The 25903-nt window shown below is 52.7% G+C and carries 18 protein-coding genes, 2 tRNA genes, 3 rRNA genes and 1 pseudogene; 8 read left to right on the top strand and 16 right to left on the bottom strand.

The window, feature by feature from the left end; all coding sequences use genetic code 11:
• The first annotated feature begins 257 nt into the window (after positions 1 to 257).
• From glnL to C2U53_RS10520, 3 genes are all read left to right on the top strand, one after another.
• Positions 258 to 1307: a nitrogen regulation protein NR(II) gene (gene glnL / locus C2U53_RS10530; protein WP_099433477.1), complete on the top strand. Its 1050-nt coding sequence runs from the start codon at positions 258 to 260 to the stop codon at positions 1305 to 1307.
• 8 nt (positions 1308 to 1315) lie between these two features.
• Positions 1316 to 2725: a nitrogen regulation protein NR(I) gene (gene glnG / locus C2U53_RS10525; RefSeq protein WP_042998847.1), complete on the top strand. Its 1410-nt coding sequence runs from the start codon at positions 1316 to 1318 to the stop codon at positions 2723 to 2725.
• 110 nt (positions 2726 to 2835) lie between these two features.
• Positions 2836 to 2946, top strand: a complete 111-nt coding sequence (locus C2U53_RS10520) for a YshB family small membrane protein (protein WP_090050632.1) — start codon at positions 2836 to 2838, stop codon at positions 2944 to 2946.
• Positions 2947 to 3034: 88 nt separating this feature from the next.
• Here the strand turns inward: C2U53_RS10520 and hemN are convergent, their stop codons facing one another.
• From hemN to C2U53_RS30715, 3 genes and pseudogenes are all read right to left on the bottom strand, one after another.
• Positions 3035 to 4408, bottom strand: a complete 1374-nt coding sequence (hemN, locus tag C2U53_RS10515; protein ID WP_044257149.1) for an oxygen-independent coproporphyrinogen III oxidase — start codon at positions 4406 to 4408, stop codon at positions 3035 to 3037.
• Between the two features lie 187 nt (positions 4409 to 4595).
• Positions 4596 to 5105: a Der GTPase-activating protein YihI gene (gene yihI, locus C2U53_RS10510; RefSeq protein WP_042998845.1), complete on the bottom strand. Its 510-nt coding sequence runs from the start codon at positions 5103 to 5105 to the stop codon at positions 4596 to 4598.
• Between the two features lie 103 nt (positions 5106 to 5208).
• Positions 5209 to 5470: pseudogene (locus C2U53_RS30715) on the bottom strand (hypothetical protein).
• A 213-nt stretch (positions 5471 to 5683) separates the two neighbouring features.
• Between C2U53_RS30715 and yihA the strand changes: the two are divergent.
• Positions 5684 to 6316 carry a ribosome biogenesis GTP-binding protein YihA/YsxC gene (yihA, locus tag C2U53_RS10500; protein ID WP_042998843.1) on the top strand — a complete coding sequence of 211 codons (633 nt, stop codon included), beginning with the start codon at positions 5684 to 5686 and terminating at the stop codon, positions 6314 to 6316.
• 333 nt (positions 6317 to 6649) lie between these two features.
• On the opposite strand, the gene polA is transcribed toward yihA, so the two are convergent.
• Positions 6650 to 9436: a DNA polymerase I gene (gene polA, locus C2U53_RS10495; protein ID WP_104445879.1), complete on the bottom strand. Its 2787-nt coding sequence runs from the start codon at positions 9434 to 9436 to the stop codon at positions 6650 to 6652.
• A gap of 364 nt (positions 9437 to 9800) precedes the next feature.
• Here polA and C2U53_RS10490 point away from each other — a divergent pair, with 364 nt between their 5' ends.
• Positions 9801 to 10736 carry an acyltransferase gene (locus C2U53_RS10490; RefSeq protein WP_043001789.1) on the top strand — a complete coding sequence of 312 codons (936 nt, stop codon included), beginning with the start codon at positions 9801 to 9803 and terminating at the stop codon, positions 10734 to 10736.
• Positions 10737 to 10748: 12 nt separating this feature from the next.
• On the opposite strand, the gene dsbA is transcribed toward C2U53_RS10490, so the two are convergent.
• The 3 genes from dsbA to C2U53_RS10475 all read right to left on the bottom strand — a co-directional run bounded on the left by dsbA (position 10749) and on the right by C2U53_RS10475 (position 12719).
• Positions 10749 to 11372, bottom strand: coding sequence for a thiol:disulfide interchange protein DsbA (gene dsbA / locus C2U53_RS10485; RefSeq protein WP_042325410.1), 624 nt, complete (start codon positions 11370 to 11372; stop codon positions 10749 to 10751).
• 14 nt (positions 11373 to 11386) lie between these two features.
• Complete coding sequence (locus tag C2U53_RS10480; RefSeq protein ID WP_044265132.1) at positions 11387 to 12373, bottom strand: serine/threonine protein kinase; 987 nt, start codon at positions 12371 to 12373, stop codon at positions 11387 to 11389.
• A gap of 76 nt (positions 12374 to 12449) precedes the next feature.
• Entirely contained in the window at positions 12450 to 12719 is a 270-nt protein-coding gene (locus C2U53_RS10475; RefSeq protein WP_042325406.1) for a YihD family protein, read from the bottom strand.
• 69 nt (positions 12720 to 12788) lie between these two features.
• Here C2U53_RS10475 and mobA point away from each other — a divergent pair, with 69 nt between their 5' ends.
• Both mobA and mobB read left to right on the top strand, forming a co-directional pair.
• Positions 12789 to 13373, top strand: coding sequence for a molybdenum cofactor guanylyltransferase MobA (gene mobA / locus C2U53_RS10470; RefSeq protein WP_104445878.1), 585 nt, complete (start codon positions 12789 to 12791; stop codon positions 13371 to 13373).
• Complete coding sequence (gene mobB / locus C2U53_RS10465) at positions 13370 to 13873, top strand: molybdopterin-guanine dinucleotide biosynthesis protein MobB (protein ID WP_072011058.1); 504 nt, start codon at positions 13370 to 13372, stop codon at positions 13871 to 13873. The genes mobA and mobB overlap by 4 nt, the downstream gene beginning before the upstream one ends.
• Before the next feature lie 102 nt (positions 13874 to 13975).
• Here the strand turns inward: mobB and rrf are convergent.
• The 9 genes from rrf to pepQ all read right to left on the bottom strand — a co-directional run bounded on the left by rrf (position 13976) and on the right by pepQ (position 23521).
• A 5S ribosomal RNA gene (gene rrf / locus C2U53_RS10460) occupies positions 13976 to 14091 on the bottom strand.
• 94 nt (positions 14092 to 14185) lie between these two features.
• Positions 14186 to 17092, bottom strand: a 23S ribosomal RNA gene (locus C2U53_RS10455).
• A gap of 170 nt (positions 17093 to 17262) precedes the next feature.
• Positions 17263 to 17338: transfer RNA gene (locus C2U53_RS10450), tRNA-Ala, on the bottom strand.
• Positions 17339 to 17448: 110 nt separating this feature from the next.
• Positions 17449 to 17525: transfer RNA gene (locus C2U53_RS10445), tRNA-Ile, on the bottom strand.
• A 69-nt stretch (positions 17526 to 17594) separates the two neighbouring features.
• Positions 17595 to 19136: ribosomal RNA gene (locus tag C2U53_RS10440) — 16S ribosomal RNA — on the bottom strand.
• Together the 16S, 23S and 5S rRNA genes with 2 tRNA genes alongside form the textbook arrangement of a ribosomal RNA operon.
• Before the next feature lie 392 nt (positions 19137 to 19528).
• A complete protein-coding gene (gene hemG, locus C2U53_RS10435) occupies positions 19529 to 20074 on the bottom strand; it encodes a menaquinone-dependent protoporphyrinogen IX dehydrogenase (RefSeq protein ID WP_042998838.1) in 546 nt (181 codons plus the stop codon).
• A gap of 11 nt (positions 20075 to 20085) precedes the next feature.
• Positions 20086 to 21537, bottom strand: a complete 1452-nt coding sequence (gene trkH, locus C2U53_RS10430; protein WP_042998837.1) for a Trk system potassium transporter TrkH — start codon at positions 21535 to 21537, stop codon at positions 20086 to 20088.
• Between the two features lie 38 nt (positions 21538 to 21575).
• Entirely contained in the window at positions 21576 to 22190 is a 615-nt protein-coding gene (locus tag C2U53_RS10425; RefSeq protein WP_042998836.1) for an IMPACT family protein, read from the bottom strand.
• Positions 22190 to 23521, bottom strand: coding sequence for a Xaa-Pro dipeptidase (gene pepQ, locus C2U53_RS10420; protein WP_042998835.1), 1332 nt, complete (start codon positions 23519 to 23521; stop codon positions 22190 to 22192). The genes C2U53_RS10425 and pepQ overlap by 1 nt, the downstream gene beginning before the upstream one ends.
• Before the next feature lie 190 nt (positions 23522 to 23711).
• On the opposite strand from pepQ, the gene fadB reads away from it, so the two are divergent.
• Complete coding sequence (fadB, locus tag C2U53_RS10415; RefSeq protein ID WP_090050808.1) at positions 23712 to 25901, top strand: fatty acid oxidation complex subunit alpha FadB; 2190 nt, start codon at positions 23712 to 23714, stop codon at positions 25899 to 25901.
• Positions 25902 to 25903: the final 2 nt, after the last annotated feature.

The raw sequence follows: 25903 nt of genomic DNA, 5'->3' as shown, positions 1-25903 counted from the left end.
CGACGAATTTCGCGTTGCGGCAAGGCGGCAACGGAGCGAATCCCCAGGAGCAGAGATAACGATGTGACTGGGGTGAGCGAAGGTAGCCAACGCAGCAGCGGCGTGAAAGGCGTCAGGTGTTTTTTAGTTGCCGTGGAAACTTTTAGCCCATCTCACGATGGGCTTTTTTCACCGTCAACAATCTGATCCTTCGCGCTTTTTCTACATAAAAAGCTATAATGCACTAAATTGGTGCAAATTTTTCAGGAGACTGCTGTATGGCAACAGGCACGCTGCCCGATGCTGGGCAGATCCTCAATTCTTTAATCAACAGCATCTTACTGGTCGACGATGAGCTGGCGGTGCATTACGCCAACCCGGCCGCGCAGCAGTTACTCGCCCAAAGCTCCCGCAAACTGTTTGGTACGCCGCTTCCTGAACTCCTGAGCTATTTTTCTTTGAATATCGAACTGATGCGTGAAAGCTTAGAGGCGGGACAAGGGTTTACCGACAATGAGGTCACGTTGGTGATTGATGGGCGTTCACACATTCTGTCGCTCACCGCGCAGCGTTTGCCAGACGGCCAGATCCTGCTCGAAATGGCGCCGATGGATAATCAGCGCCGCCTGAGCCAGGAGCAGCTACAGCACGCTCAGCAGGTCGCTGCGCGCGATCTGGTGCGAGGACTGGCACACGAGATTAAAAACCCGCTCGGTGGCTTACGCGGCGCTGCACAGCTATTAAGTAAAGCCCTGCCCGACCCGGCGCTGCTGGAATACACCAAAGTCATTATTGAACAGGCTGATCGACTGCGTAATCTGGTCGACAGGCTGTTGGGCCCGCAGATGCCGGGAACGCATGTCACGGAAAGTATTCATAAGGTGGCAGAGCGCGTGGTGGCGCTGGTTTCTATGGAATTACCGGCCAACGTCACGCTGGTCCGCGATTACGATCCCAGCCTACCGGAATTGCCGCACGACCCGGAACAGATCGAGCAGGTGTTGTTGAATATTGTCCGTAATGCATTGCAGGCTCTGGGATCAAACGGTGGGGAGATCGTGCTACGTACCCGTACCGCGTTCCAGCTCACGCTGCACGGCGAGCGCTATCGCCTGGCGGCGCGTATCGACGTCGAAGATAACGGACCGGGGATTCCTTCCCACTTACAGGATACGCTGTTTTACCCCATGGTCAGCGGCCGCGAAGGCGGCACCGGGCTGGGATTATCCATCGCCCGTAATTTGATCGATCAGCATTCCGGCAAAATTGAATTTACCAGTTGGCCAGGCCATACCGAGTTCTCGGTTTATCTGCCGATTCGGAAATAGAGGTGCTTATGCAACGAGGGATAGTCTGGGTAGTCGATGACGATAGTTCCATCCGTTGGGTGCTTGAACGTGCTCTCGCCGGGGCGGGTCTGAGTTGTACGACCTTTGAAAACGGCAACGACGTGCTGGGCGCGCTGGCGAGCAAAACGCCGGACGTGCTGTTGTCCGACATTCGCATGCCGGGGATGGACGGGCTGGCGCTGTTAAAACAGATTAAACAGCGTCATCCAATGCTGCCGGTCATCATAATGACTGCGCATTCCGATCTGGATGCTGCCGTCAGCGCCTATCAGCAAGGGGCGTTTGATTATCTGCCGAAACCCTTTGATATCGATGAAGCAGTAGCGCTGGTTGAACGCGCCATCAGCCATTATCAGGAACAGCAGCAGCCGCGTAATATTCAGATCAACGGCCCGACAACCGACATCATCGGTGAAGCGCCGGCCATGCAGGATGTATTTCGTATTATCGGGCGGCTCTCGCGTTCCTCCATCAGCGTGTTGATTAACGGGGAGTCCGGGACGGGTAAAGAACTGGTCGCCCATGCCCTGCACCGCCACAGCCCACGCGCCAAAGCGCCGTTTATCGCGCTCAACATGGCGGCGATTCCGAAAGATTTGATCGAATCCGAGCTGTTTGGTCATGAAAAAGGGGCATTTACCGGAGCGAATACCATTCGTCAGGGACGCTTCGAACAGGCCGATGGCGGCACGCTGTTTCTTGATGAGATTGGCGATATGCCGCTGGATGTGCAGACCCGTCTTTTGCGCGTATTAGCCGACGGACAGTTTTATCGCGTTGGCGGCTATGCGCCGGTGAAGGTGGACGTGCGAATCATCGCCGCGACTCACCAGAACCTGGAACTGCGTGTGCAGGAAGGCAAGTTTCGTGAGGATTTATTCCATCGTCTGAACGTCATCCGCGTACACCTGCCGCCGTTGCGCGAGCGCCGGGAGGATATTCCGCGCCTGGCGCGCCACTTCCTGCAGGTTGCAGCGCGTGAACTGGGCGTAGAAGCTAAGTTATTGCACCCGGAAACCGAAGCGGCGCTGACGCGGCTGGCATGGCCGGGCAACGTTCGCCAACTGGAAAACACCTGTCGCTGGTTAACCGTAATGGCGGCCGGACAAGAGGTATTAATTCAGGATCTCCCCGCTGAACTGTTCGAAGCCACCGCGCCCGAAAGCCCGTCGCATCTCCAGCCGGACAGTTGGGCCACGCTTCTGGCGCAGTGGGCGGATCGGGCGCTGCGATCCGGTCATCAAAACCTGCTGTCGGAAGCACAACCTGAAATGGAGCGCACGTTGCTGACCACAGCACTACGCCATACACAGGGCCATAAACAGGAAGCGGCACGCTTGCTCGGATGGGGGCGTAATACCCTGACGCGTAAGTTGAAAGAGCTGGGAATGGAGTAACGTCACACGGTTGTGTAAAGATTAATAATTGAGCGCAAATTGCCGTTATTTTGCACTTTACTGTTCCGATGAGTTCAGTATGATCGTGCCCGGCAAACGGGGGACAAAACATGCTGGAATCGATTATAAATCTGCTATCAAGCGGAGCGGTCGACAGCCATACGCCACAAACTGCGGTTGCCGCAGTACTGTGCGCCGCGCTGGTTGGGCTGTTCAGCTAACACTGTGCCGGATGGCGCTATGCTTATCTGGCTTACAGGTAACATCAATCGTAGGCCCGGTAAGCGTTAGCGCCACCGGGCAACGTTTTTATATCACGCGTGAGAACTGCTGCATCCGCGCTTTTTGGCGCAGATACGCATCAAAGCACATGCAAATGTTGCGAATCAGCAGACGCCCTTTCGGCGTGACCTGAATCCCCTTCGTTGTCACATCCACCAGCCCATCTTTCGCCAGCGGCGCCAACAGCTTCAGGTCTTCGGCAAAATAATCCGCGAAGTTCAGATCCCACTGCTGCTCAACTGCGGCAGTGTCGAGACGGAAATTGCAGATAAGCGACTTGATGACGTCACGACGGATACAGTCATCGCGAGTCAGCGCGATACCGCGCCATAAGGCATTTCCCTGCTCATCCACCTGCTGATAGTAGAGTTTCAGCTCTTTCTGGTTCTGGGCATAGCAATCGCCAATCATACTGATGGCAGAAACGCCCATCCCCAGCAGATCGGTGTCACCCTGGGTGGTATATCCCTGAAAATTACGGTGGAGAACGCCTTCGCGCTGGGCAATCGCCAGTTCGTCATCCGGGCGGGCAAAATGGTCCATACCAATAAACTGATAGCCGGTCTCTGTCAGCGAGGAGATGGTTTCCTGCAAAATATCCAGCTTCTGCTGCGCGCTGGGCAGATCGGCATCTTTTATTTTGCGCTGCGCGGCAAACAGCGTCGGCAAATGCGCATAGTTAAAGACGCTCAGACGATCGGGGCTTAATTCCGCAACCCGCTTCAGGGTAAAGGCGAAACTTTCCGGCGTCTGTTTAGGTAAACCGTAGATCAGATCGATATTGGTCGACGTAAAGCCAATGTCACGTGCGTGATTGAGCAGCGCAAAAATAAACTCCTCATCCTGCTCACGGTTAACCAGTCGCTGGACCTCTTTGTTGAAGTCCTGCACGCCCATGCTGAGACGATTAAAGCCTTCCGCGCGTAAATGATCGAGCACATCCAGCTCAATCTCACGGGGATCGACTTCGATCGAAATCTCCGCATCCGCATTGAAGTGGAAATGATTTCGCAGCAGCGCCATCAGGCGACTGATTTGCGCTTTATTCAGGTAAGTCGGCGTGCCGCCGCCCCAGTGCAGTTGGCTGACCTTGCGTCCGGCAAACAGCGGCGCACGGTGCAGAATTTCCTGTTCGAGTGCATCCAGATACTGATCGGCCTTATGCTGCTGACGGGTCACAATCTTATTGCAGCCGCAGAAGTAGCAGAGCTTGTGGCAAAACGGGATATGGACGTAAAGCGAGAGCGGACGCTCAGGATAGCGCGCGACAGCCTGTAAAAATGCCGGTTCGCCAAACGCATCAGAAAATTCCAGCGCGGTCGGGTACGAGGTATAGCGCGGCCCGGAATAGTTATATTTCTGGATCAGGGCCTGATCCCAGTCTATTTGTTGTTCTGACATGCTCACTCCTTCCGATGGCGTCTCTGGCGGGTACGGCGTACCGGCCGCACTCCATTTCGAGTACTAAGCCGGCTGCGCAGCCACTTCTGTCGCCGCGACAACCGCTGTAGTTTAACGAATAACCACACCAGATAACATATAACCGGAAGGGTTATAAGCAGGACGGGCAGGCCCACGGTGTAAACCGTTAGTTACCGCCACGCAGCAGGCGCATCATATCTTCCTGCTTCTCATCATCTTCCTCTTCTTCGTCATCATCGTAGGAGAGGCCCAGCTTCTGCATCAGTTCATCGATGCGATCCAGTTTGGCATCCACCCAGGACTGATCTTCCGCGCTCAAGGTTTCGCCTGCTTCAAGACGTTCTAACAGCGCATCCAGGCGCTCATCTGTTTCCAGTAAATCCAACTCAGCCTGCGGTGAAAGCATAGGTTTCTCGCTCTTCGGTTTGTGCTGTTTGGTGACTTTTTCGGTCACGCCCAATGGAATAGGGGTTTTACTGCCGATGCGTGGATCTTTCTGTTGGTTCTTGTTTTTACCACCTGACGCCGCGTCACCACCGGTCGCACGGCTACCCGCCGCGTGTCCACGGTGTTTTTTCTGACGCTTGCGGTCACGAGCTTCCTGATTCAGCTCTTCGCGGGTTTTACGGCGTGCCTTTGCAGGGCCTTTGCCGCGTGGTGTAGAAGTGGATTTCATAGTGATTCGTCTTTGGCTGTTTTATTCAGTATATAATTGCGCCGGAATCTAGCAGAAATAAAGAAAAAAGGCGACAGATTGCTCTGTCGCCTTTTCACCTTACTCACAACCCTGAACGGGTCCTACATTCCCTGTCGGCTATCAACGCACCCTGTTTTTCCGTCAGCCTGGAACATTCCGTGTCTTTTCCGTTTCCGTATACCAACGTCTCCGAACGCCTGTCATCCTGACAATCCTGTGTCTTCGCCTCCTGGCGCTCCTGACCCTCATCCTGAGTCGTCTTCCTGTACAGCTATCCTCGCTATGGGGGTTACTCTACTCTTTTGGAGTAAAGTAACAAGTCGTTGGTCGCACAGTTCAGCCATTTTCAGAATATTACATACCTTTTAATAGTATGATTTAGTTGATTTATTTAATTATATTCTCTGCAATTACTCTGAAATTTCGTATAAGAACAATCGGCAATGTCTCACAATATGCAGGGTTTTTACTCACAACAGACCCATGTCGAAAAATCAGTCTTTTGCTCCTGTTCAGGTATAATCGCGGCAAAGCTTTGACTGACGGAGACGACCGCTTTGATTAACCTGAATTATCAACAGACGCACTTTGTGATGAGCGCGCCTGATATTCGCCATTTACCTTCCGATACGGGGATTGAAGTGGCATTTGCTGGCCGTTCCAACGCAGGTAAGTCCAGCGCGCTGAACACGCTGACCAATCAGAAGAGCCTGGCGCGGACTTCGAAAACGCCTGGCCGCACTCAATTGATTAACCTGTTTGAAGTGGTCGACGGCAAACGCCTTGTTGACCTGCCCGGCTATGGTTACGCCGAAGTGCCGGAAGAGATGAAGCGCAAGTGGCAACGCGCGCTGGGTGAATATCTGGAAAAACGCCAGAGCCTGCAGGGACTGGTGGTGCTGATGGATATTCGCCACCCGCTAAAAGATCTCGACCAGCAGATGGTCCAGTGGGCCGTCGAGAGCAACATCCAGGTTCTGGTGCTGCTGACGAAAGCGGACAAACTGGCGAGCGGGGCGCGTAAGGCCCAACTGAATATGGTCCGTGAAGCGGTATTAGCCTTTAACGGCGATGTGCAGGTTGAGACCTTCTCATCGCTGAAAAAGCAGGGCGTGGATAAATTACGGCAGAAGCTGGACAGTTGGTTTAACGAACTGGCGCCGGTGGAAGAGGATCAGGGCGGGGAGTAATTCATCGCGACGCCGGATAGCGACGCGGTGCGTCTTATCCGGTCTGGCACGCCGACCCTATCTTTCTTTCGCCCATAAAAAACGCCCCAGTCAGAAACTGACTGGGGCGGCTAAAATATTCAGCCAAATCCGATTACGTGAAGTAAAAGGTCTGAAAGATAGAACATCTTACCTCTGTACCCTACGCGAATAACTTTACTCTTTTTTGAGCAGCTCAGAAAGCACTTTTTGTAATTTTTTTTCATTCTTTACATAGGGAATTCCAATACCCATCACAAAAATCGCGCACTTATGTTGCTTAATTACGAAAAAAGCGCGTTATCTCGCGAGCACTTAGTGCGCCTGATCCCAGTTTTCACCACTTCCAACTTCCACCAGCAGCGGTACATCAATGCGTGTGCAGTTCTCCATCAACTGATGGATCTTTTTCGCTACCGTGTCCAGGTCGTCTTTGTGTACTTCAAACACCAGTTCATCGTGTACCTGCATGATCATACGCACGCGCGGTTTTTCCATTTCCAGCCAGCCATCGACCGCAATCATCGCCCGTTTGATAATATCGGCAGCGGTTCCCTGCATCGGGGCGTTAATCGCCGCACGCTCCGCACCCGCTCGACGCGCGCCGTTGCTGGATTTAATATCCGGCAGATAGAGACGACGGCCTTCCAGCGTTTCAACGTAGCCCTGCTCTTTCGCCTGAGCGCGGGTGCGTTCCATATACTCCAGCACGCCGGGATAACGTTCAAAATAGAGGTCCATGTATTTCTGCGCTTCTTTACGCGGAATGTTCAACTGGCGCGCCAGACCGAACGCACTCATACCGTAGATCAAACCAAAGTTGATCGCTTTCGCGCTCCGACGCTGTTCGCTGGTCACGGTATCCAGCGGCAGACCAAACACTTCGGCGGCGGTGGCGCGGTGAATGTCCTTCCCTTCGGCAAACGCCGTCAGCAGCCCTTTGTCGCGTGAAAGGTGCGCCATAATACGCAATTCAATCTGCGAATAGTCCGCAGAAACAATCAGGTAATCCTTCGGCGGGATAAATGCCTGGCGGATACGACGCCCTTCTTCATTACGTACCGGAATGTTTTGCAGGTTCGGATCGGTCGATGACAAACGGCCCGTCGCAGTCACGGCCTGATGATACGAGGTGTGCACACGCCCGGTTTTCGGGTTAATCATCAGCGGGAGTTTGTCGGTGTAGGTCGATTTCAGCTTCGCCAGACCGCGATACTCAAGAATCACTTTAGGTAGCGGGTAATCCAGCGCCAGTTCTTCCAGCACTTCTTCAGAGGTTGACGGCGCGCCGCCTGGGGTTTTCTTCAGCGGCTTAATGCCCTGTTTTTCGAACAGGATCGTCTGCAACTGCTTGGTTGAAGAAAGGTTAAATACTTCTCCTGCAATCTCATGGGCTTTCTGTTCCAGCTCCGCCAGACGGAGCGTGATCTCCTCGGAGTGCTTGTGCAGCACCGCGGGGTCGATCTTCACACCGTTACGCTCTACACGAGATAACACCGGTACCAGTGGCATTTCGATGTTTTCAAAGACGTTCAGCGGCCCTTTGTGCTGCTGCAGCTCTGGCCACATTTTCAGATGCAGCTGTAAGGTGACATCGGCATCTTCTGCCGCGTAACGTCCCGCTTCTTCCAGCGCAATCTGATTAAAGGTTAGTTGGTTCTTCCCTTTACCCGCAATCTCTTCAAAAGTGATGGTTTTATGTTTCAGCCAGCGATCGGACAAACTGTCCATATCGTGACGTCCGGCAACGCTGTTCAGAATGTACGACTCGAGCATGGTATCAAAAGCGATGCCGCGCAGTTCGATACCATAATTCGCCAGAATGCCGCGATCGTACTTGAGATTTTGCCCGACCTTACGCGCGTTTTCATCTTCCAGGAGCGGCTTGAGCATCGCCAGCGCACGGTCGCGGGAGATTTGATCCGGCGCATCCAGATAGTCATGCGCCACTGGCACATAAGCCGCCACTCCCGGCTCAATAGCGAATGAGAGCCCTACCAGGTTGGCGGAGATGTTATCCAGACTGTCGGTTTCGGTATCGAAGGCAAACACTGGCGCTTTTTTCAGCTTCGCAATCCACGTTTCCAGCGTCGCTTCATCGAGAATGGTCACGTAATTCTCATAAGAAAGTACGACAGCGGCTTCTTCCGGGGCTTCATCAATGACAATCGTTTCCTGCGGTTTTACCGCCGGTTTTGCCCCTTTTGCTTGTAACCACTTGCCCGCTTCGACATCAGCGGTCCAGCGCTTGAATTCATACTTTTTAAACAGCCCAACCAGTTCGTCAGCCTGGGGTTGTTGCACTTCCAGTTGTTCGCAGGTCAGTTCCAGCTCAACGTCTGTTTTGATCGTCGCCAGTTTATAGGAGAGGTATGCCACCTCTTTGTTTTGCTCAAGTTTACCCGCCATAGTTTTCGCACCACGGAACGTCAACCCGGCAATTTTATCGGACTCAGCATAAAGAGTATCCAGGCCGCCCAGCCCCTGAAGCAATGCCTGCGCGGTCTTTTCCCCGACCCCCGGTACGCCCGGAATGTTATCGGAGGAATCGCCCATTAGCGCCAGGAAATCGATGATCAGTTCCGGCGGCACGCCGTATTTTGTCACCACCTCATCTGGACCAAGAATGGTGTTGGTCATGGTATTGATGAGTGTGATATTTGGCGTGACCAGTTGGGCCATGTCTTTATCGCCGGTACTGATCAGCACCGGGCGCCCCATTTTTTCTGCCTCACGCGCCAGGGTACCAATAACATCGTCCGCCTCCACGCCAGATACAGCCAGCAGCGGTAGCCCCATCGCCTTCACCATGGCATGCAGCGGTTCGATCTGCGCCCGCAGATCGTCCGGCATCGGCGGGCGATGCGATTTGTAATGCTCGAATAATTCGTCACGGAAGGTTTTACCCTTGGCATCAAATACCACTGCGGCATGCGTTGGCTGATATTGCATGATCAGGCTGCGCAGCATATTGAGGACACCGTACATCGCGCCTGTCGGTTCGCCTGCGCTGTTGGTCAGCGGCGGAAACGCATGGTATGCGCGATAGAGATAAGAGGAGCCATCTACAAGGATAAGTGGGTTTTCTGGGATCTGAACCATAATGTCCGTGCCTGTTTATCAGATTATGGATAAAGGATGCCACAGACAGGATGAAAACATGAGTTTTTCACCACATTTGTCGTAATTCTTTTGCAGATCTTCTGGATCGCTCGCAAAGCCGCCTGTGGATAACTTTGTGAATAATTAATTTTCATCGCATTAATTTCAAAACGATGCGTTAACCATCATTTATAATATTCTTTAAATTCAATTAATTATAAAAACGACAGAATAAACCCTTTATGTTTTCATTGAATTACTGAATGTGGATAGATATGGCGTGTTTTTCTCTGTCGCGAAGAACCGTCATTTGAGTCATTTTCTGATAAAATCAGCCCCCTTGCGCGACTTTAGCGTACTGTTTATGGCTAATCCTTTGAATAATTTAATCATGGCGAGATTACTCGCTACAGTCACCCTGTTGCTGAGCATTGCATTGACCATTGTGGTCACAATTTTGTGCTCCGTACCGATCATTCTGGCCGGACTGGTAAAGCTCCTGCTGCCCGTTCCGTTCGTCTGGCGCAAGGTATCTCTGTTTTGTAATTTCATGATGTATTGCTGGTGTGAAGGCCTCGCCCTGCTGTTGCATCTCAATCCATGGCTGAAATGGGATGTGCAGGGCCTGGAAGGACTGAGCAAGAAAAACTGGTATCTGCTGGTGTGTAATCATCACAGCTGGGCGGACATCGTGGTACTGTGCGTACTCTTTCGCAAGCACATTCCTATGAACAAGTACTTCCTTAAGCAACAGTTGGCCTGGGTACCTTTTATCGGCCTCGCCTGCTGGGCACTGGATATGCCATTTATGAAGCGCTATTCGCGCGCTTATCTCCTGCGCCACCCGGAACGCCGCGGTAAAGATGTCGAGACTACCCGTCGGTCCTGCGAGAAATTCCGCGCGCATCCCACCACGATCGTTAATTTCGTCGAGGGCTCCCGCTTTACCGAAGAAAAACGTCAGCAGACCCGCTCGCCGTATCAACACCTGTTGCCACCAAAGGCGGCGGGCATTGCGATGGCGCTGAATGTGTTAGGTTCGCAGTTCGATAAATTACTTAATGTTACGCTGTGCTATCCGGAAAACGACCGTACGCCCTTCTTCGATATGCTGAGCGGGAAACTAACGCGCATAGTGGTTCGCGTGGACATGCAACCCATTCAGGAAGAACTGCACGGCGACTACGTTAACGATAAAGGATTTAAGCGTCGTTTCCAGCTATGGCTGAATACGCTATGGAGCGAAAAAGACGTGTTAATAGAAGAGATTAAAGCGACAACTAAAAACGCCGGTCACTGACCGGCGCTGCTTTTATTTCTTACCGACCAGGTATTTCACCGTGTCAGCATATTGCTGAACAAAGATATCCATGCTGCTGGTATCCATGCCCTGCGGATTCACCTGATATTTACCGTTAACAAACATCGCCGGCACGCCCTGCAGTTGCAGATCGGCAGCAGCTTTTTCCTGCTGCGCAACCAGTGATTTCACGACAAAGCTGTTCCACGCGGCATCGTAATCTTCGCCTTTAATACCGGCATCCACGAACACTTTACGGATATCTGCAACGCTCTGCACGGTCTGGGTTTTCTGTACCCCTTCAAACATCGGCACAGTCACTTTATCTTCTACGCCCAGTGCCATCGCGACGGCCCACGCTTGCGTCAGATCCTTGCCCAACGGGCCCAGGAACTCAACGTGGTATTTGGTCATTTTGACGCCTTCAGGAAGTTTTTTCTTCACATTCTCAGAAACATGAAGGACTTCTTCAAACTGGTAGCAGTGTGGGCAATAGAAAGAGAAGAACTCCAGCACCTGCGGTTCACCGGCAACGGGCTTTTCCAGGGTGGTATACTGCTTACCATCCTCGAATTGCGCTGCCGATGCGCTAAAAGCTAAAACCATACCAGCCAGCGCCAGCCAAATCTTTTTCATGATTACGTCTCCGATTAATACATGGGTGTTAATTGTAATGGGGGTTCTTGCAGGACTTTTGCCTGCTCGATAAATGTCGCGGTCTGTCGTTGCCAGTAATCTTCCCCAGTTAACCACGGGAAGTTTTTAGGAAACGCAGGATCGTCCCAACGACGCATCAGCCAGGCAAGATAATAAACCAAACGCATAGCACGTAAAGGTTCAATCAGTTCAATTTCAGATGTTTCGAACTCACTAACTTCTTCATAAGCTTCAATAATCGTTTCAAGCTGCATACGTTGCTCAGCTTTATCACCATTAAGAAGCATCCACAGATCCTGAATGGCAGGACCGTTGCGGGAATCATCTAAATCGACAAACAGCGGCCCCTCGCGCCAGAGGATATTTCCAGCGTGGCAGTCGCCATGTAGACGAAGGCTGTCAAAATTTGTATGCCACCGCTCAGTGACGGCCGCAATCAGTGTATCCGTCGCTTTCAGAAATGCGGCCTTTTGTGCGGACGGAATGAGTTGGGCGTGCTCGAAGAGTTTACGCGGCTCGACGAGGTATTCGTCCAGCCCGATGGTCGGTCGCCAGGTAAATGGCTGCTTACGGCCGGTCTGATGAAGACGCCCCAGATAACGGCCCACCGCTTCCATTTGATCGATATTGTCCGCTTCGAACTGTCGACCGCCTACACTTGGAAAAATCGCGTAGTGGAACCCCTGATGCGATAATAGCGTCTGACCATTAAAAGCCAACGGCGCAGCAACCGGGACTTCATCCTCAAGCAGCTCAATCGCAAACTGATGCTCTTCCAGGATCTGATCAACTGACCAGCGCTCAGGGCGATAAAATTTAACGACAAAACGCCGACGGTCTTCATCCTGGAACTGATAGACACGGTTTTCATAGCTATTAAGCGGGGTAAGACCAGAATCCACCCGGATCCCCTGCTCAAACAGCGCATCCATGATGGTATCCGGGTGTAATGTCTGGAAATTGAAAGTGTTGTTATTCATCCCATCATCCGGAAAATACGTCGAATGATTCAGGATATCATTTCATAACAGCTTCGGTGGCCCCGCTTACAAGCTTTTACTCTTTAATTACGCCACGAGCGCGCAACAGCGCCGTCTTGAAATCTTCCTCGTAATCTTTCTGAATACCGGGAATAACCGCGTCTTTTGCAGAGTCGCGCATTTTCAGGTGATAGATCAGAATGTCGTCGGTTAAATCCGCCAGTTCACCGTCAAAACCTGACTCTTTCGCCAGTTTCTGCAAAAATTGCATCAGGTTAAGGTCGGGCTCTTTTTGCCAGGCTGGCTGGAGGAGTTCAATAACTTCATTCAGGCGTTTACATTTCATGGTCATGCTCCTTACTCTTGAGACAGACACGTTAGCAGGGTCAATCCCACAATAAAAGAGGCGATATCAGTGAATCAGGATAGTGCAATAACAGGGGTTGTACTGGCTGGCGGAAAGGCCAGGCGAATGGGGGGCATTGATAAAGGCTTGCTTGAGCTTAAAGGGAAACCGCTGTGGAAACATGTCGCCGATACGCTGTTATCCCAACTGGAAACGGTGGTTGTGAATGCCAATCGGCATCAGGAAATTTATCGCTCGGGTGGCCTGAAAGTCATTTCAGATGTGATGGCGGATTTTCCCGGCCCGTTGGCGGGCATGCTTTCTGTTTTCCAACAGGAGGCGGGCGACTGGTTTCTGTTCTGCCCCTGTGATACCCCTTTTATCCCGCAAACGCTGGCTGCCCGCTTACGTGCCCGGTGCAATCATGCACCGGTGGTATGGGTGCATGATGGAGAGCGCGATCATCCCACCATTGCGCTGGTTCACCGTTCAGTCCAGCCATTTTTGCAGCGCTATTTACAGTCTGGCGAGCGACGGGTCATGGTTTTTATGCGTCAGGCAGGTGGGCATGCCGTTGACTTCAGCGACTGCAAGGAAGCGTTTGTGAATGTGAATACCCTTGAGGAGCTTGATAAATGGCAGAAGAAACCATGATCCCTCTACTGGCTATCGCCGCGTGGAGCGGAACGGGAAAAACGACGCTGCTCAGGAAGCTAATCCCGGCGCTGTGCGCCGCCGGGATCCGCCCCGGACTTATCAAACATACGCATCATGATATGGATGTGGATAAGCCAGGCAAAGACAGCTACGAGCTACGCAAAGCAGGAGCGGCGCAAACGCTGGTCGCCAGTCAGCAACGTTGGGCATTAATGACTGAGACACCTGAAGAACCCGAACTGAATCTGGCGTACCTGGTCAGCAGGATGGATCATGCCACGCTGGATCTGGTGCTGGTTGAGGGATTTAAGCATGAGGCCGTGCCTAAGATCCTGCTGTTCAGAAGCGATGCAGGGCATGATTTCAGCGAATTAACGCTGGATGAGCATGTGATTGCGGTAGCCAGTGATGTTGTATTGCCGCTTGAAGTTCCGGTGCTGGATTTAAATGATGTGGATGTGATTGCGAAGTTTATTGTGGAGTGGAGTGCGATCTGACGACTTGCCGGGTGGCGGTTTCGCCTTACCCGGCCTACAAAATTCGGTGATCCAGAAACGCAAAAAGCCCATCCGTCAGGATGGGCTCTTCACTTGTTTGATGCCTGGCAGTTCCCTACTCTCGCATGGGGAGACCCCACACTACCATCGGCGCTACGGCGTTTCACTTCTGAGTTCGGCATGGGGTCAGGTGGGACCACCGCGCTACAGCCGCCAGGCAAATTCTGTTTATTAACCCGCCTTTCGCCGGTTAATCTAATCTGTAATCAGGCTGAAAATTTTCTCAATCCGCCAAAACATCTTCGGCGTTGTAAGGTTAAGCCTCACGGTTCATTAGTACCGGTTAGCTCAACGCATCGCTGCGCTTACACACCCGGCCTATCAACGTCGTCGTCTTCAACGTTCCTTCAGGACCCTTAAAGGGTCAGGGAGAACTCATCTCGGGGCAAGTTTCGTGCTTAGATGCTTTCAGCACTTATCTCTTCCGCATTTAGCTACCGGGCAGTGCCATTGGCATGACAACCCGAACACCAGTGATGCGTCCACTCCGGTCCTCTCGTACTAGGAGCAGCCCCCCTCAATTCTCCAGCGCCCACGGCAGATAGGGACCGAACTGTCTCACGACGTTCTAAACCCAGCTCGCGTACCACTTTAAATGGCGAACAGCCATACCCTTGGGACCTACTTCAGCCCCAGGATGTGATGAGCCGACATCGAGGTGCCAAACACCGCCGTCGATATGAACTCTTGGGCGGTATCAGCCTGTTATCCCCGGAGTACCTTTTATCCGTTGAGCGATGGCCCTTCCATTCAGAACCACCGGATCACTAAGACCTGCTTTCGCACCTGCTCGCGCCGTCACGCTCGCAGTCAAGCTAGCTTATGCCTTTGCACTAACCTCCTGATGTCCGACCAGGATTAGCTAACCTTCGTGCTCCTCCGTTACTCTTTAGGAGGAGACCGCCCCAGTCAAACTACCCACCAGACACTGTCCGCAACCCGGATTACGGGCCCACGTTAGAACACCAGCCATTAAAGGGTGGTATTTCAAGGGCGGCTCCACACGAACTGGCGTCCGCGCTTCAAAGCCTCCCACCTATCCTACACATCAAGGACCAGTGTTCAGTGTCAAGCTATAGTAAAGGTTCACGGGGTCTTTCCGTCTTGCCGCGGGTACACTGCATCTTCACAGCGAGTTCAATTTCACTGAGTCTCGGGTGGAGACAGCCTGGCCATCATTACGCCATTCGTGCAGGTCGGAACTTACCCGACAAGGAATTTCGCTACCTTAGGACCGTTATAGTTACGGCCGCCGTTTACCGGGGCTTCGATCAAGAGCTTCTCCTTACGGATAACCCCATCAATTAACCTTCCGGCACCGGGCAGGCGTCACACCGTATACGTCCACTTTCGTGTTTGCACAGTGCTGTGTTTTTAATAAACAGTTGCAGCCAGCTGGTATCTTCGACTGATTTCAGCTCCACGAGTAAATCGCTTCACCTACATATCAGCGTGCCTTCTCCCGAAGTTACGGCACCATTTTGCCTAGTTCCTTCACCCGAGTTCTCTCAAGCGCCTTGGTATTCTCTACCTGACCACCTGTGTCGGTTTGGGGTACGATCTGATGTTACCTGATGCTTAGAGGCTTTTCCTGGAAGCAGGGCATTTGTTGCTTCAGCACCGTAGTGCCTCGTCATCACGCCTCAGTGTTAAAGTGAACCGGATTTACCTGGAACACACACCTACACGCTTAAACCGGGACAACCGTCGCCCGGCCAACATAGCCTTCTCCGTCCCCCCTTCGCAGTAACACCTGGTACAGGAATATTAACCTGTTTCCCATCGACTACGCCTTTCGGCCTCGCCTTAGGGGTCGACTCACCCTGCCCCGATTAACGTTGGACAGGAACCCTTGGTCTTCCGGCGAGCGGGCTTTTCACCCGCTTTATCGTTACTTATGTCAGCATTCGCACTTCTGATACCTCCAGCATGCCTCACAGCACACCTTCACAGGCTTACAGAACGCTCCCCTACCCAACAACACTTAGTGTCGCTGCCGCAGCTTCGGTGCATGGTTTAGCCCCGTTACATCTTCCGCGCAGGCCGACTCGACCAGTGAGCTATTACGCTTTCTTTAAATGATGGCTGCTTCTAAGCCAACATCCTGGCTGTCTGAGCCTTCCCACATCGTTTCCCACTTAACCATGACTTTGGGACCTTAGCTGGCGGTCTGGGTTGTTTCCCTCTTCACGACGGACGTTAGCACCCGCCGTGTGTCTCCCGTGATAACATTCTCCGGTATTCGCAGTTTGCATCGGGTTGGTAAGCCGGGATGGCCCCCTAGCCGAAACAGTGCTCTACCCCCGGAGATGAATTCACGAGGCGCTACCTAAATAGCTTTCGGGGAGAACCAGCTATCTCCCGGTTTGATTGGCCTTTCACCCCCAGCCACAAGTCATCCGCTAATTTTTCAACATTAGTCGGTTCGGTCCTCCAGTTAGTGTTACCCAACCTTCAACCTGCCCATGGCTAGATCACCGGGTTTCGGGTCTATACCCTGCAACTTAACGCCCAGTTAAGACTCGGTTTCCCTTCGGCTCCCCTATTCGGTTAACCTTGCTACAGAATATAAGTCGCTGACCCATTATACAAAAGGTACGCAGTCACCCCATTAAAGAGGCTCCCACTGCTTGTACGTACACGGTTTCAGGTTCTTTTTCACTCCCCTCGCCGGGGTTCTTTTCGCCTTTCCCTCACGGTACTGGTTCACTATCGGTCAGTCAGGAGTATTTAGCCTTGGAGGATGGTCCCCCCATATTCAGACAGGATACCACGTGTCCCGCCCTACTCATCGAGCTCACAACACATGCAATTTTGTGTACGGGGCTGTCACCCTGTATCGCCGGCCTTTCCAGACCGTTCCACTACCACACATGCTGATTCAGGCTCTGGGCTGCTCCCCGTTCGCTCGCCGCTACTGGGGGAATCTCGGTTGATTTCTTTTCCTCGGGGTACTTAGATGTTTCAGTTCCCCCGGTTCGCCTCGTTAACCTATGGATTCAGTTAACGATAGTGCAACGAATTGCACTGGGTTTCCCCATTCGGACATCGCCGGTTATAACGGTTCATATCACCTTACCGACGCTTTTCGCAGATTAGCACGTCCTTCATCGCCTCTGACTGCCAGGGCATCCACCGTGTACGCTTAGTCGCTTAACCTCACAACCCGAAGATGTTTCACTTCTGATTGCGAAAATTTGAGAGACTCGAACACACATAACATGTGTGTCGTTTCAATTTTCAGCTTGATCCAGATTTTTAAAGAGCAAAACTTCGCAGCGCACCCTTTCAGGTACACTCTGAAGTTTTCTTGATTACGTTCTACAGTATGGTGGAGCTATGCGGGATCGAACCGCAGACCTCCTGCGTGCAAAGCAGGCGCTCTCCCAGCTGAGCTATAGCCCCATACAGTGTAGTTAAAACCTCATCCCCAATTCGTTTCCGGGCGCGGCGTGGTGAAGCGAAGCATACGTAAAGTATGTGAGCTTTGCCACAACAAAGCACGGGAGCGAATTTGGTAGGCCTGAGTGGACTTGAACCACCGACCTCACCCTTATCAGGGGTGCGCTCTAACCACCTGAGCTACAAGCCTGTAGAGGTTTTACTGCTCGTTTTTCATCAGACAATCTGTGTGGGCACTACAAAGGCAGGTTCTTTAAGGTAAGGAGGTGATCCAACCGCAGGTTCCCCTACGGTTACCTTGTTACGACTTCACCCCAGTCATGAATCACAAAGTGGTAAGCGCCCTCCCGAAGGTTAAGCTACCTACTTCTTTTGCAACCCACTCCCATGGTGTGACGGGCGGTGTGTACAAGGCCCGGGAACGTATTCACCGTGGCATTCTGATCCACGATTACTAGCGATTCCGACTTCATGGAGTCGAGTTGCAGACTCCAATCCGGACTACGACATACTTTATGAGGTCCGCTTGCTCTCGCGAGGTCGCTTCTCTTTGTATATGCCATTGTAGCACGTGTGTAGCCCTGGTCGTAAGGGCCATGATGACTTGACGTCATCCCCACCTTCCTCCAGTTTATCACTGGCAGTCTCCTTTGAGTTCCCGGCCTAACCGCTGGCAACAAAGGATAAGGGTTGCGCTCGTTGCGGGACTTAACCCAACATTTCACAACACGAGCTGACGACAGCCATGCAGCACCTGTCTCACAGTTCCCGAAGGCACCAAGGCATCTCTGCCAAGTTCTGTGGATGTCAAGACCAGGTAAGGTTCTTCGCGTTGCATCGAATTAAACCACATGCTCCACCGCTTGTGCGGGCCCCCGTCAATTCATTTGAGTTTTAACCTTGCGGCCGTACTCCCCAGGCGGTCTATTTAACGCGTTAGCTCCGGAAGCCACGCCTCAAGGGCACAACCTCCAAATAGACATCGTTTACGGCGTGGACTACCAGGGTATCTAATCCTGTTTGCTCCCCACGCTTTCGCACCTGAGCGTCAGTCTTCGTCCAGGGGGCCGCCTTCGCCACCGGTATTCCTCCAGATCTCTACGCATTTCACCGCTACACCTGGAATTCTACCCCCCTCTACGAGACTCAAGCCTGCCAGTTTCGAATGCAGTTCCCAGGTTGAGCCCGGGGATTTCACATCCGACTTGACAGACCGCCTGCGTGCGCTTTACGCCCAGTAATTCCGATTAACGCTTGCACCCTCCGTATTACCGCGGCTGCTGGCACGGAGTTAGCCGGTGCTTCTTCTGCGGGTAACGTCAATGGCTAAGGTTATTAACCTTAACCCCTTCCTCCCCGCTGAAAGTACTTTACAACCCGAAGGCCTTCTTCATACACGCGGCATGGCTGCATCAGGCTTGCGCCCATTGTGCAATATTCCCCACTGCTGCCTCCCGTAGGAGTCTGGACCGTGTCTCAGTTCCAGTGTGGCTGGTCATCCTCTCAGACCAGCTAGGGATCGTCGCCTTGGTGAGCCGTTACCTCACCAACAAGCTAATCCCATCTGGGCACATCCGATGGCAAGAGGCCCGAAGGTCCCCCTCTTTGGTCTTGCGACATTATGCGGTATTAGCTACCGTTTCCAGTAGTTATCCCCCTCCATCGGGCAGTTTCCCAGACATTACTCACCCGTCCGCCACTCGTCAGCAAAGCAGCAAGCTGCTTCCTGTTACCGTTCGACTTGCATGTGTTAGGCCTGCCGCCAGCGTTCAATCTGAGCCATGATCAAACTCTTCAATTTAAGTTTGATGCTCCTAGAATTAAACGTCGTAATGAATTACGTGTTCACTCTTTGAGACTTGGTATTCATTTTTCGTCTTGCGACGTTAAGAATCCATGTCACTCTGAGTGCCCACACAGATTGTCTGATAAATTGTTAAAGAGCAGTTGCGACGCGCTTTAGCGCTCTGTCGCGAGGTCACGTATATTACGTTTTCCTCATTCAGAGTCAAGCATTTATTTCGCTTTTCTCTGTTGGTGTTCATCACTGGTTTTCACCGGATAACCCCGCTGACCCGGCGGCTTGCGTGCCGTTGTTCCGTGTCAGTGGAGGCGCATTATAGGGAGTTATTTCGGGCTGACAAGGGGAAATTTAAAATAATTTTCCGAGTGCGCATTTTTTATTCTTTGCGTTTATTTAACCACCGAATCGGGGGTTAACTGGGCGATTTCGCGGGCAAAACTCGCCACTTGCTCCCAGTCGGTATAGATAACTTCTTTGCGCGTATCCGTTTCGCCGCCCGACATTTTCATAATGAGTTGAATCATCATGCGATCATACCAGCGATAGCGTGGGTACAGCAGCGCCCCGGCGATAACCGCAGAACGGTCTGGCCGCCACTGTGAGTTCATTAAAAACTTGCGCGCGTAGCTGTTGGTCTGCGGCGTCCGCTTTTCCGGTTTACGCGCCACCAGGTTGACGGAGTAAAACGCGCTTGGCATGTGATTCAGTCGCGTCGCATGTTTCTTCACAAACTCGAGAAATGCAGAATGATAGTGTCCATAACGAATGGATGCGCCAATGACCACACGGTCATAGCGTTCCCAGTCAGGCTCTTCGGTACGATGCAGGTTGACGACATCCGTACAAACGCCAAGCTCTTTGAGTTCTGACGCCAGATAAGCAGCGATTTCCCGGGTCTGTCCATCGCGAGATGAGAAAAGAATCAGTGTTTTCACGTGTTACTCCATTATTCACGCCAGAAGGTCGGGGTAAAAAGTACCAGCAAAGTGAAGACTTCCAGACGACCGAACAGCATATTGGCAATCAGGATCCATTTTGCCACTGGATTCATACTGGCAAAGTTGTCCGCCACGACGCCCAGCCCGGGCCCAAGGTTGTTCAACGTCGCCACCACGGAAGCAAAGGCCGAGAAATCGTCCACACCAGTCGCGATAATCGCCAGCATACTGACAATAAAAACCAGCGCATACGCCGAGAAAAATCCCCAGACCGCTTCAAGAATACGCTCCGGCAGCGCGCGATTCCCCAGTTTGATGCTATAGACCGCATTGGGATGCACCAGGCGCTTCAGCTCGCGGTTCCCCTGTTTGAACAGCAAGAGGATACGGATAACCTTCAGTCCCCCGCCCGTTGACCCTGCACAGCCGCCGATAAACGCAGAACATAGCAGCAATACCGGCAGGAAAAGCGGCCAGCGCGCAATACTGTCGGTGGTAAATCCGGCCGTAGTCGCCATCGACACCACCTGGAAAAAGGCCTGATTGAGCGTCGTCAGTGCGGAGTTATAGATGTTATGGAACCAGAGCACTAATGTGCAGATGACCACCAGTGTCAGTTGGACGCCAATGAACATGCGAAATTCGGGGTCACGCCAGTAAACCTTCAGGCTGCGGCCACTCAGTAACGAGAAGTGCAGACCGTAGTTACAGCCGGAGATTAATAAGAAGATAGCGATGATAGTGTTAATCGTTGGGCTGTCAAAATAACCCACGCTGGCATCATGGGTAGAAAACCCGCCGATCGCGATAGTAGCGAAACTGTGTCCGATGGCGTCAAACGCTGGCATGCCGGCAAACCACAGCGCCAGCGCGCAGGCGACCGTCAGCAGGACGTAGATCAGCCACAGCGTTTTTGCCGTTTCGGCAATACGCGGGCGCATCTTGTTATCTTTCAGCGGCCCTGGCATTTCAGCGCGATAGAGCTGCATCCCACCGACGCCGAGTATCGGCAAGATCGCGACGGCCAGCACAATGATTCCCATCCCACCGAACCATTGCAGCATCTGGCGATAAAAGAGGATCGCATGCGGCAGCGAATCCAGCCCCACCAGCGTGGTAGCGCCGGTCGTGGTCAGTCCGGAGAATGATTCGAAAAACGCATCGGTAATCGTGAGGTTCGGGCTTTCAGAAAAAATGAAGGGTAACGCACCCACGCTACCCAGCACGGTCCAGAACAGTACCACGATCAGAAACCCTTCACGGGATTTCAGTTCGCCTTTCTCACGACGGTTCGGCCACCACAACATGGAGCCAATCACCAGTGCGACAAAAAAGGTTTGCGTAAATGCGCGTCCCGCCCCATCACGATAGATAAGCGCTACCAGCCCCGGGAGGATCATCGTGCCCGAAAATAAGATAACCAGTAGTCCTACAATTCGGGTAATGGCGCGAAAATGCATCTCTGCCGCTTCCTTAGTTCTTCAAAATGAGGTGGGGATTATTCTTCAATCGCTAATAATTGCAATGAACCACGACTAAAATCCGCCAGCTTTGCTGAAAATTCATCCACTTTCGCATAAGGAAGCGCCACCCGTAACCGAACGAATGCCTGGTAATCACTGGTGACGATTTTGCCGCCATATTGACCCAGAAGTGCTTCAACGCCAGCCAACTGCGCGTACTCACACTGCAAAGTATATTCGGTTAATGGCGTCTTGCGCTGTGTCGTTAACTGACGCAATGCCTGGTTTACGCCACCGCCGTAGGCTTTAACCAGTCCGCCAGTGCCGAGTAAGATCCCGCCGTAATAGCGCACCACAACGGCGGTAATTTCCCCAACGCCGCTGCCCATCAACTGCGCGAGCATCGGCTTGCCTGCCGTTCCCGCCGGTTCACCATCATCTGAAAAGCCCAATTGCTGCGAATCATCCGGCGCTCCCGCCACCCACGCCACGCAATGGTGACGGGCGTCCGGGTGCTCCGCTCTGACTGATTCCACAAACGCTTTTGCCGCCTCTACGCCATCGGTATGCGCCAACAACGTAATGAAGCGGCTTTTTTTGATCTCTTCGACAACGGTGACCGGCGCCGCAGGGATTAACCAACTGTCCATTACGCCAGTTTCAGATCCCGCGTCATGTTTTCAACGTTGTTCTCGTGGATCACCACGTTATCTTCAATACGAATACCACCAAACGGTTTCAGCGCTTCAATTTTCTGCCAGTTGAAGTGTTTGCTGAACTGCCCTTCACGCCACGGCGCGAGCAGCGATTCGATGAAGTAAAAGCCCGGTTCAATGGTCAACACCATGCCCGGCTGGAGCACACGGGTGCAGCGCAGATACGGATATTTGGACGGCGCGGCGAGATGCGTACCGGTGTCATCCTGCATAAAGCCCGCGACATCATGCACCTGCAGGCCCAGCGGATGGCCAATCCCGTGCGGCATAAACGGTCCGGTGAGATCGTTTTCGACCATCGCCTCTTCGCTCATGTCGGTGACGAGCTGATGCTTACGCAGCAGTTTTGCAATACGCTGATGGAACTGAACATGATAATCCACATAGCTGACACCCGCTTTCATGGTGGCAATCAGCGCCAACTGTTCGTCATTCACATCTTTCACTAACTGCGCATACTCGTTGTCGCTTTTCGCCGACCAGGTACGGGTCAGGTCTGCGGCATAACCGTTGTACTCCGCACCGGCATCCAGCAAGAAGCTGCGGATTTCAGACGGTGCCTGATGATCCAGCTTCGTATAATGCAAAACCGACGCATGCTCGTTCAGCGCCACGATATTGCTGTACGGCACATCGGTGTCGCGGTGACCGGTCGCAGTCAGATAGGCCAGGTTGATATCAAACTCGCTCATCCCCGAACGGAAGGCTTCTTCCGCCGCACGGTGTCCATTCACCGCCATTTTCTGCGCTTCGCGCATGCAGGCCAGTTCGTAGTCCGTTTTGTAGGCGCGGTAATAGTGCAGATAGTCGATCACCCCTTTCGGATTGATATTGCTGGCGGCGATCTCCAGTTGCAACGCACGCTCTGGAACCGGGCCGATATAACCAATATTGCCGCGCGCGGCAGGCAATTGACTGCCAATGCCATCCGCCTTCGGCAGGGCAATCACCTCAACTTCTTCAGTCCAGAAGGAGGTCGGCAGCGGTTCAACGTTGTGCCAGTAATCGACCGGCAAGTAAAACCACAGTTTGGGTTTGTTCACCCCATCAACCAGCAACCAGCAGTTGGGAACCTGAGTCACCGGCACCCAGGCTTTAAACTGCGGATTAACCTTAAACGGGTAAGGATGATCGTCGAGAAAAACGTTAACCAGCTCGCCGGAGTGAATAAGCAGCGCATCAAGCTTAAAGCGTTCCAACGCATCACGCGTCCGTTCTTGTAAGGTAACGATATGATTTTTATAGAGTGCGGCCAGTGATTCCATTTTCTATCCTTCTGTTTTTTTCGACCTCAAGTCTCCGCATCTTAGCACATCGATTCACGAGAGCGTGATTTCTACCAGGTGTGATCGGATCGGCATTTTTTTAATCAGTCATTTGCATTTTATTAACATAAAATACACACTTCGCTTCATCTGGTATGACCAGATCACCTTGCGGATTCAGGAGACTGACATGCTTTACAAAGGCGACAACCTGTACCTCGACTGGCTGGAAGATGGCATCGCCGAACTGGTGTTCGATGCCCCAGGCTCAGTGAACAAACTCGACACGGCAACCGTCGCCAGCCTCGGCCAGGCGCTGGACGTACTGGAAAAACAAACAGATTTAAAAGGGCTGCTGCTGCGTTCGAATAAAGCAGCCTTTATCGTCGGTGCCGATATCACCGAATTCCTTTCGCTGTTTCTCGTTCCCGAAGAACAGCTCAGCCAGTGGTTGCATTTCGCCAACAGCGTCTTTAACCGTCTGGAAGATCTGCCGGTCCCCACGCTCTCTGCGGTTAACGGCTATGCGTTAGGTGGCGGCTGCGAATGCGTACTGGCGACCGATTACCGCCTGGCGACGCCGGATCTGCGTATCGGTCTACCAGAAACAAAGCTGGGCATCATGCCAGGCTTTGGCGGTTCCGTACGTATGCCGCGCATGTTAGGCGCGGACAGCGCACTGGAGATCATTGCTGCCGGTAAAGACGTTGGTGCTGAACAGGCGCTGAAAATCGGTCTGGTCGATGGCGTCGTGAAAGCGGAAAAACTGATTGAAGGCGCAAAAGCAGTTTTACGTCAGGCCATCAGCGGCGATCTGGACTGGAAAGCGAAGCGTCAGCCGAAGCTGGAACCGCTGAAGCTCAGCAAAATTGAAGCTGCCATGAGCTTTACCATTGCCAAAGGCATGGTCGCGCAAACGGCAGGCAAACATTACCCGGCCCCGATGACTGCAGTGAAAACCATTGAAGCCGCCGCGCGTTTTGGCCGTGAAGAAGCGCTTAATCTGGAAAACAAAAGTTTTGTTCCGCTGGCGCACACCAATGAAGCCCGCGCGTTGGTCGGTATCTTCCTTAACGACCAATATGTGAAAGGCAAAGCGAAGAAGCTGACCAAAGACGTTGAGACGCCAAAACAGGCTGCTGTGCTGGGCGCAGGCATTATGGGCGGCGGTATCGCGTATCAGTCGGCGTGGAAAGGCGTGCCGGTTATCATGAAAGATATCAACGACAAATCCCTGACCCTCGGAATGACCGAAGCGGCTAAGCTGCTGAACAAACAGCTTGAGCGCGGCAAAATTGACGGTCTGAAGATGGCGGGCGTGATTTCGACCATTCACCCTACGCTGGACTATGCCGGTTTTGATCGCGTGGACGTCGTGGTCGAAGCCGTGGTTGAAAACCCGAAAGTCAAAAAAGCGGTGCTGTCCGAAACGGAAGACAAGGTTCGCCCGGATACCGTGCTGGCCTCTAACACCTCCACCATTCCCATCAGTGAACTGGCAAGCGTGCTGAAACGCCCGGAAAATTTCTGCGGGATGCATTTCTTTAACCCGGTTCACCGGATGCCGCTGGTTGAGATCATTCGTGGCGAGAAAAGCGCCGATGAAACCATCGCGAAAGTAGTCGCCTGGGCAAGCAAAATGGGCAAAACACCGATTGTGGTGAACGACTGCCCTGGCTTCTTTGTAAACCGCGTACTGTTCCCTTACTTCGCGGGATTCAGCCAGTTGCTGCGCGACGGAGCGGACTTCCGCAAAGTTGACAAGGTCATGGAAAAACAGTTCGGCTGGCCGATGGGCCCGGCATACCTGCTTGATGTTGTCGGCATTGATACAGCGCATCACGCGCAGGCCGTGATGTCCGCAGGCTTCCCGCAGCGGATGCAAAAAGATTATCGCGACGCGATCGATGCGCTGTTTGACGCCAGTCGTTTTGGTCAGAAAAACGGTCTGGGCTTCTGGCGCTATAAAGAAGACAACAAAGGTAAGCCGAAGAAAGAAGAGGATGCCACCGTTGATGACCTGCTGGCTGACGTCAGTAACGCGAAGCGTGATTTCAGCGAAGACGAAATTATCGCCCGTATGATGATCCCGATGGTCAACGAAGTGGTGCGCTGTCTCGAAGAAGGCATTATCGCCAGTCCGGCAGAGGCCGATATGGCACTGGTTTACGGTCTGGGCTTCCCTCCGTTCCACGGCGGCGCGTTCCGCTGGCTGGATACGCTCGGCAGCGCGAAGTATCTCGATATGGCGCAACAGTATCAGCACCTCGGTCCGTTATACGACGTTCCGGAAGGTCTGCGTAATAAAGCGCGTCATAACGAACCGTATTATCCCCCGGTTGAGCCTGCCCGTCCGGTCGGCGACCTGAAAACGGCTTAAGG

Origin of the sequence: Citrobacter sp. CFNIH10, assembly GCF_002934585.1 — a bacterium.
Taxonomy (GTDB): Bacteria; Pseudomonadota; Gammaproteobacteria; order Enterobacterales; family Enterobacteriaceae; genus Citrobacter_A; species Citrobacter_A amalonaticus.
This window is presented reverse-complemented; position numbering and strand designations above follow the sequence as displayed.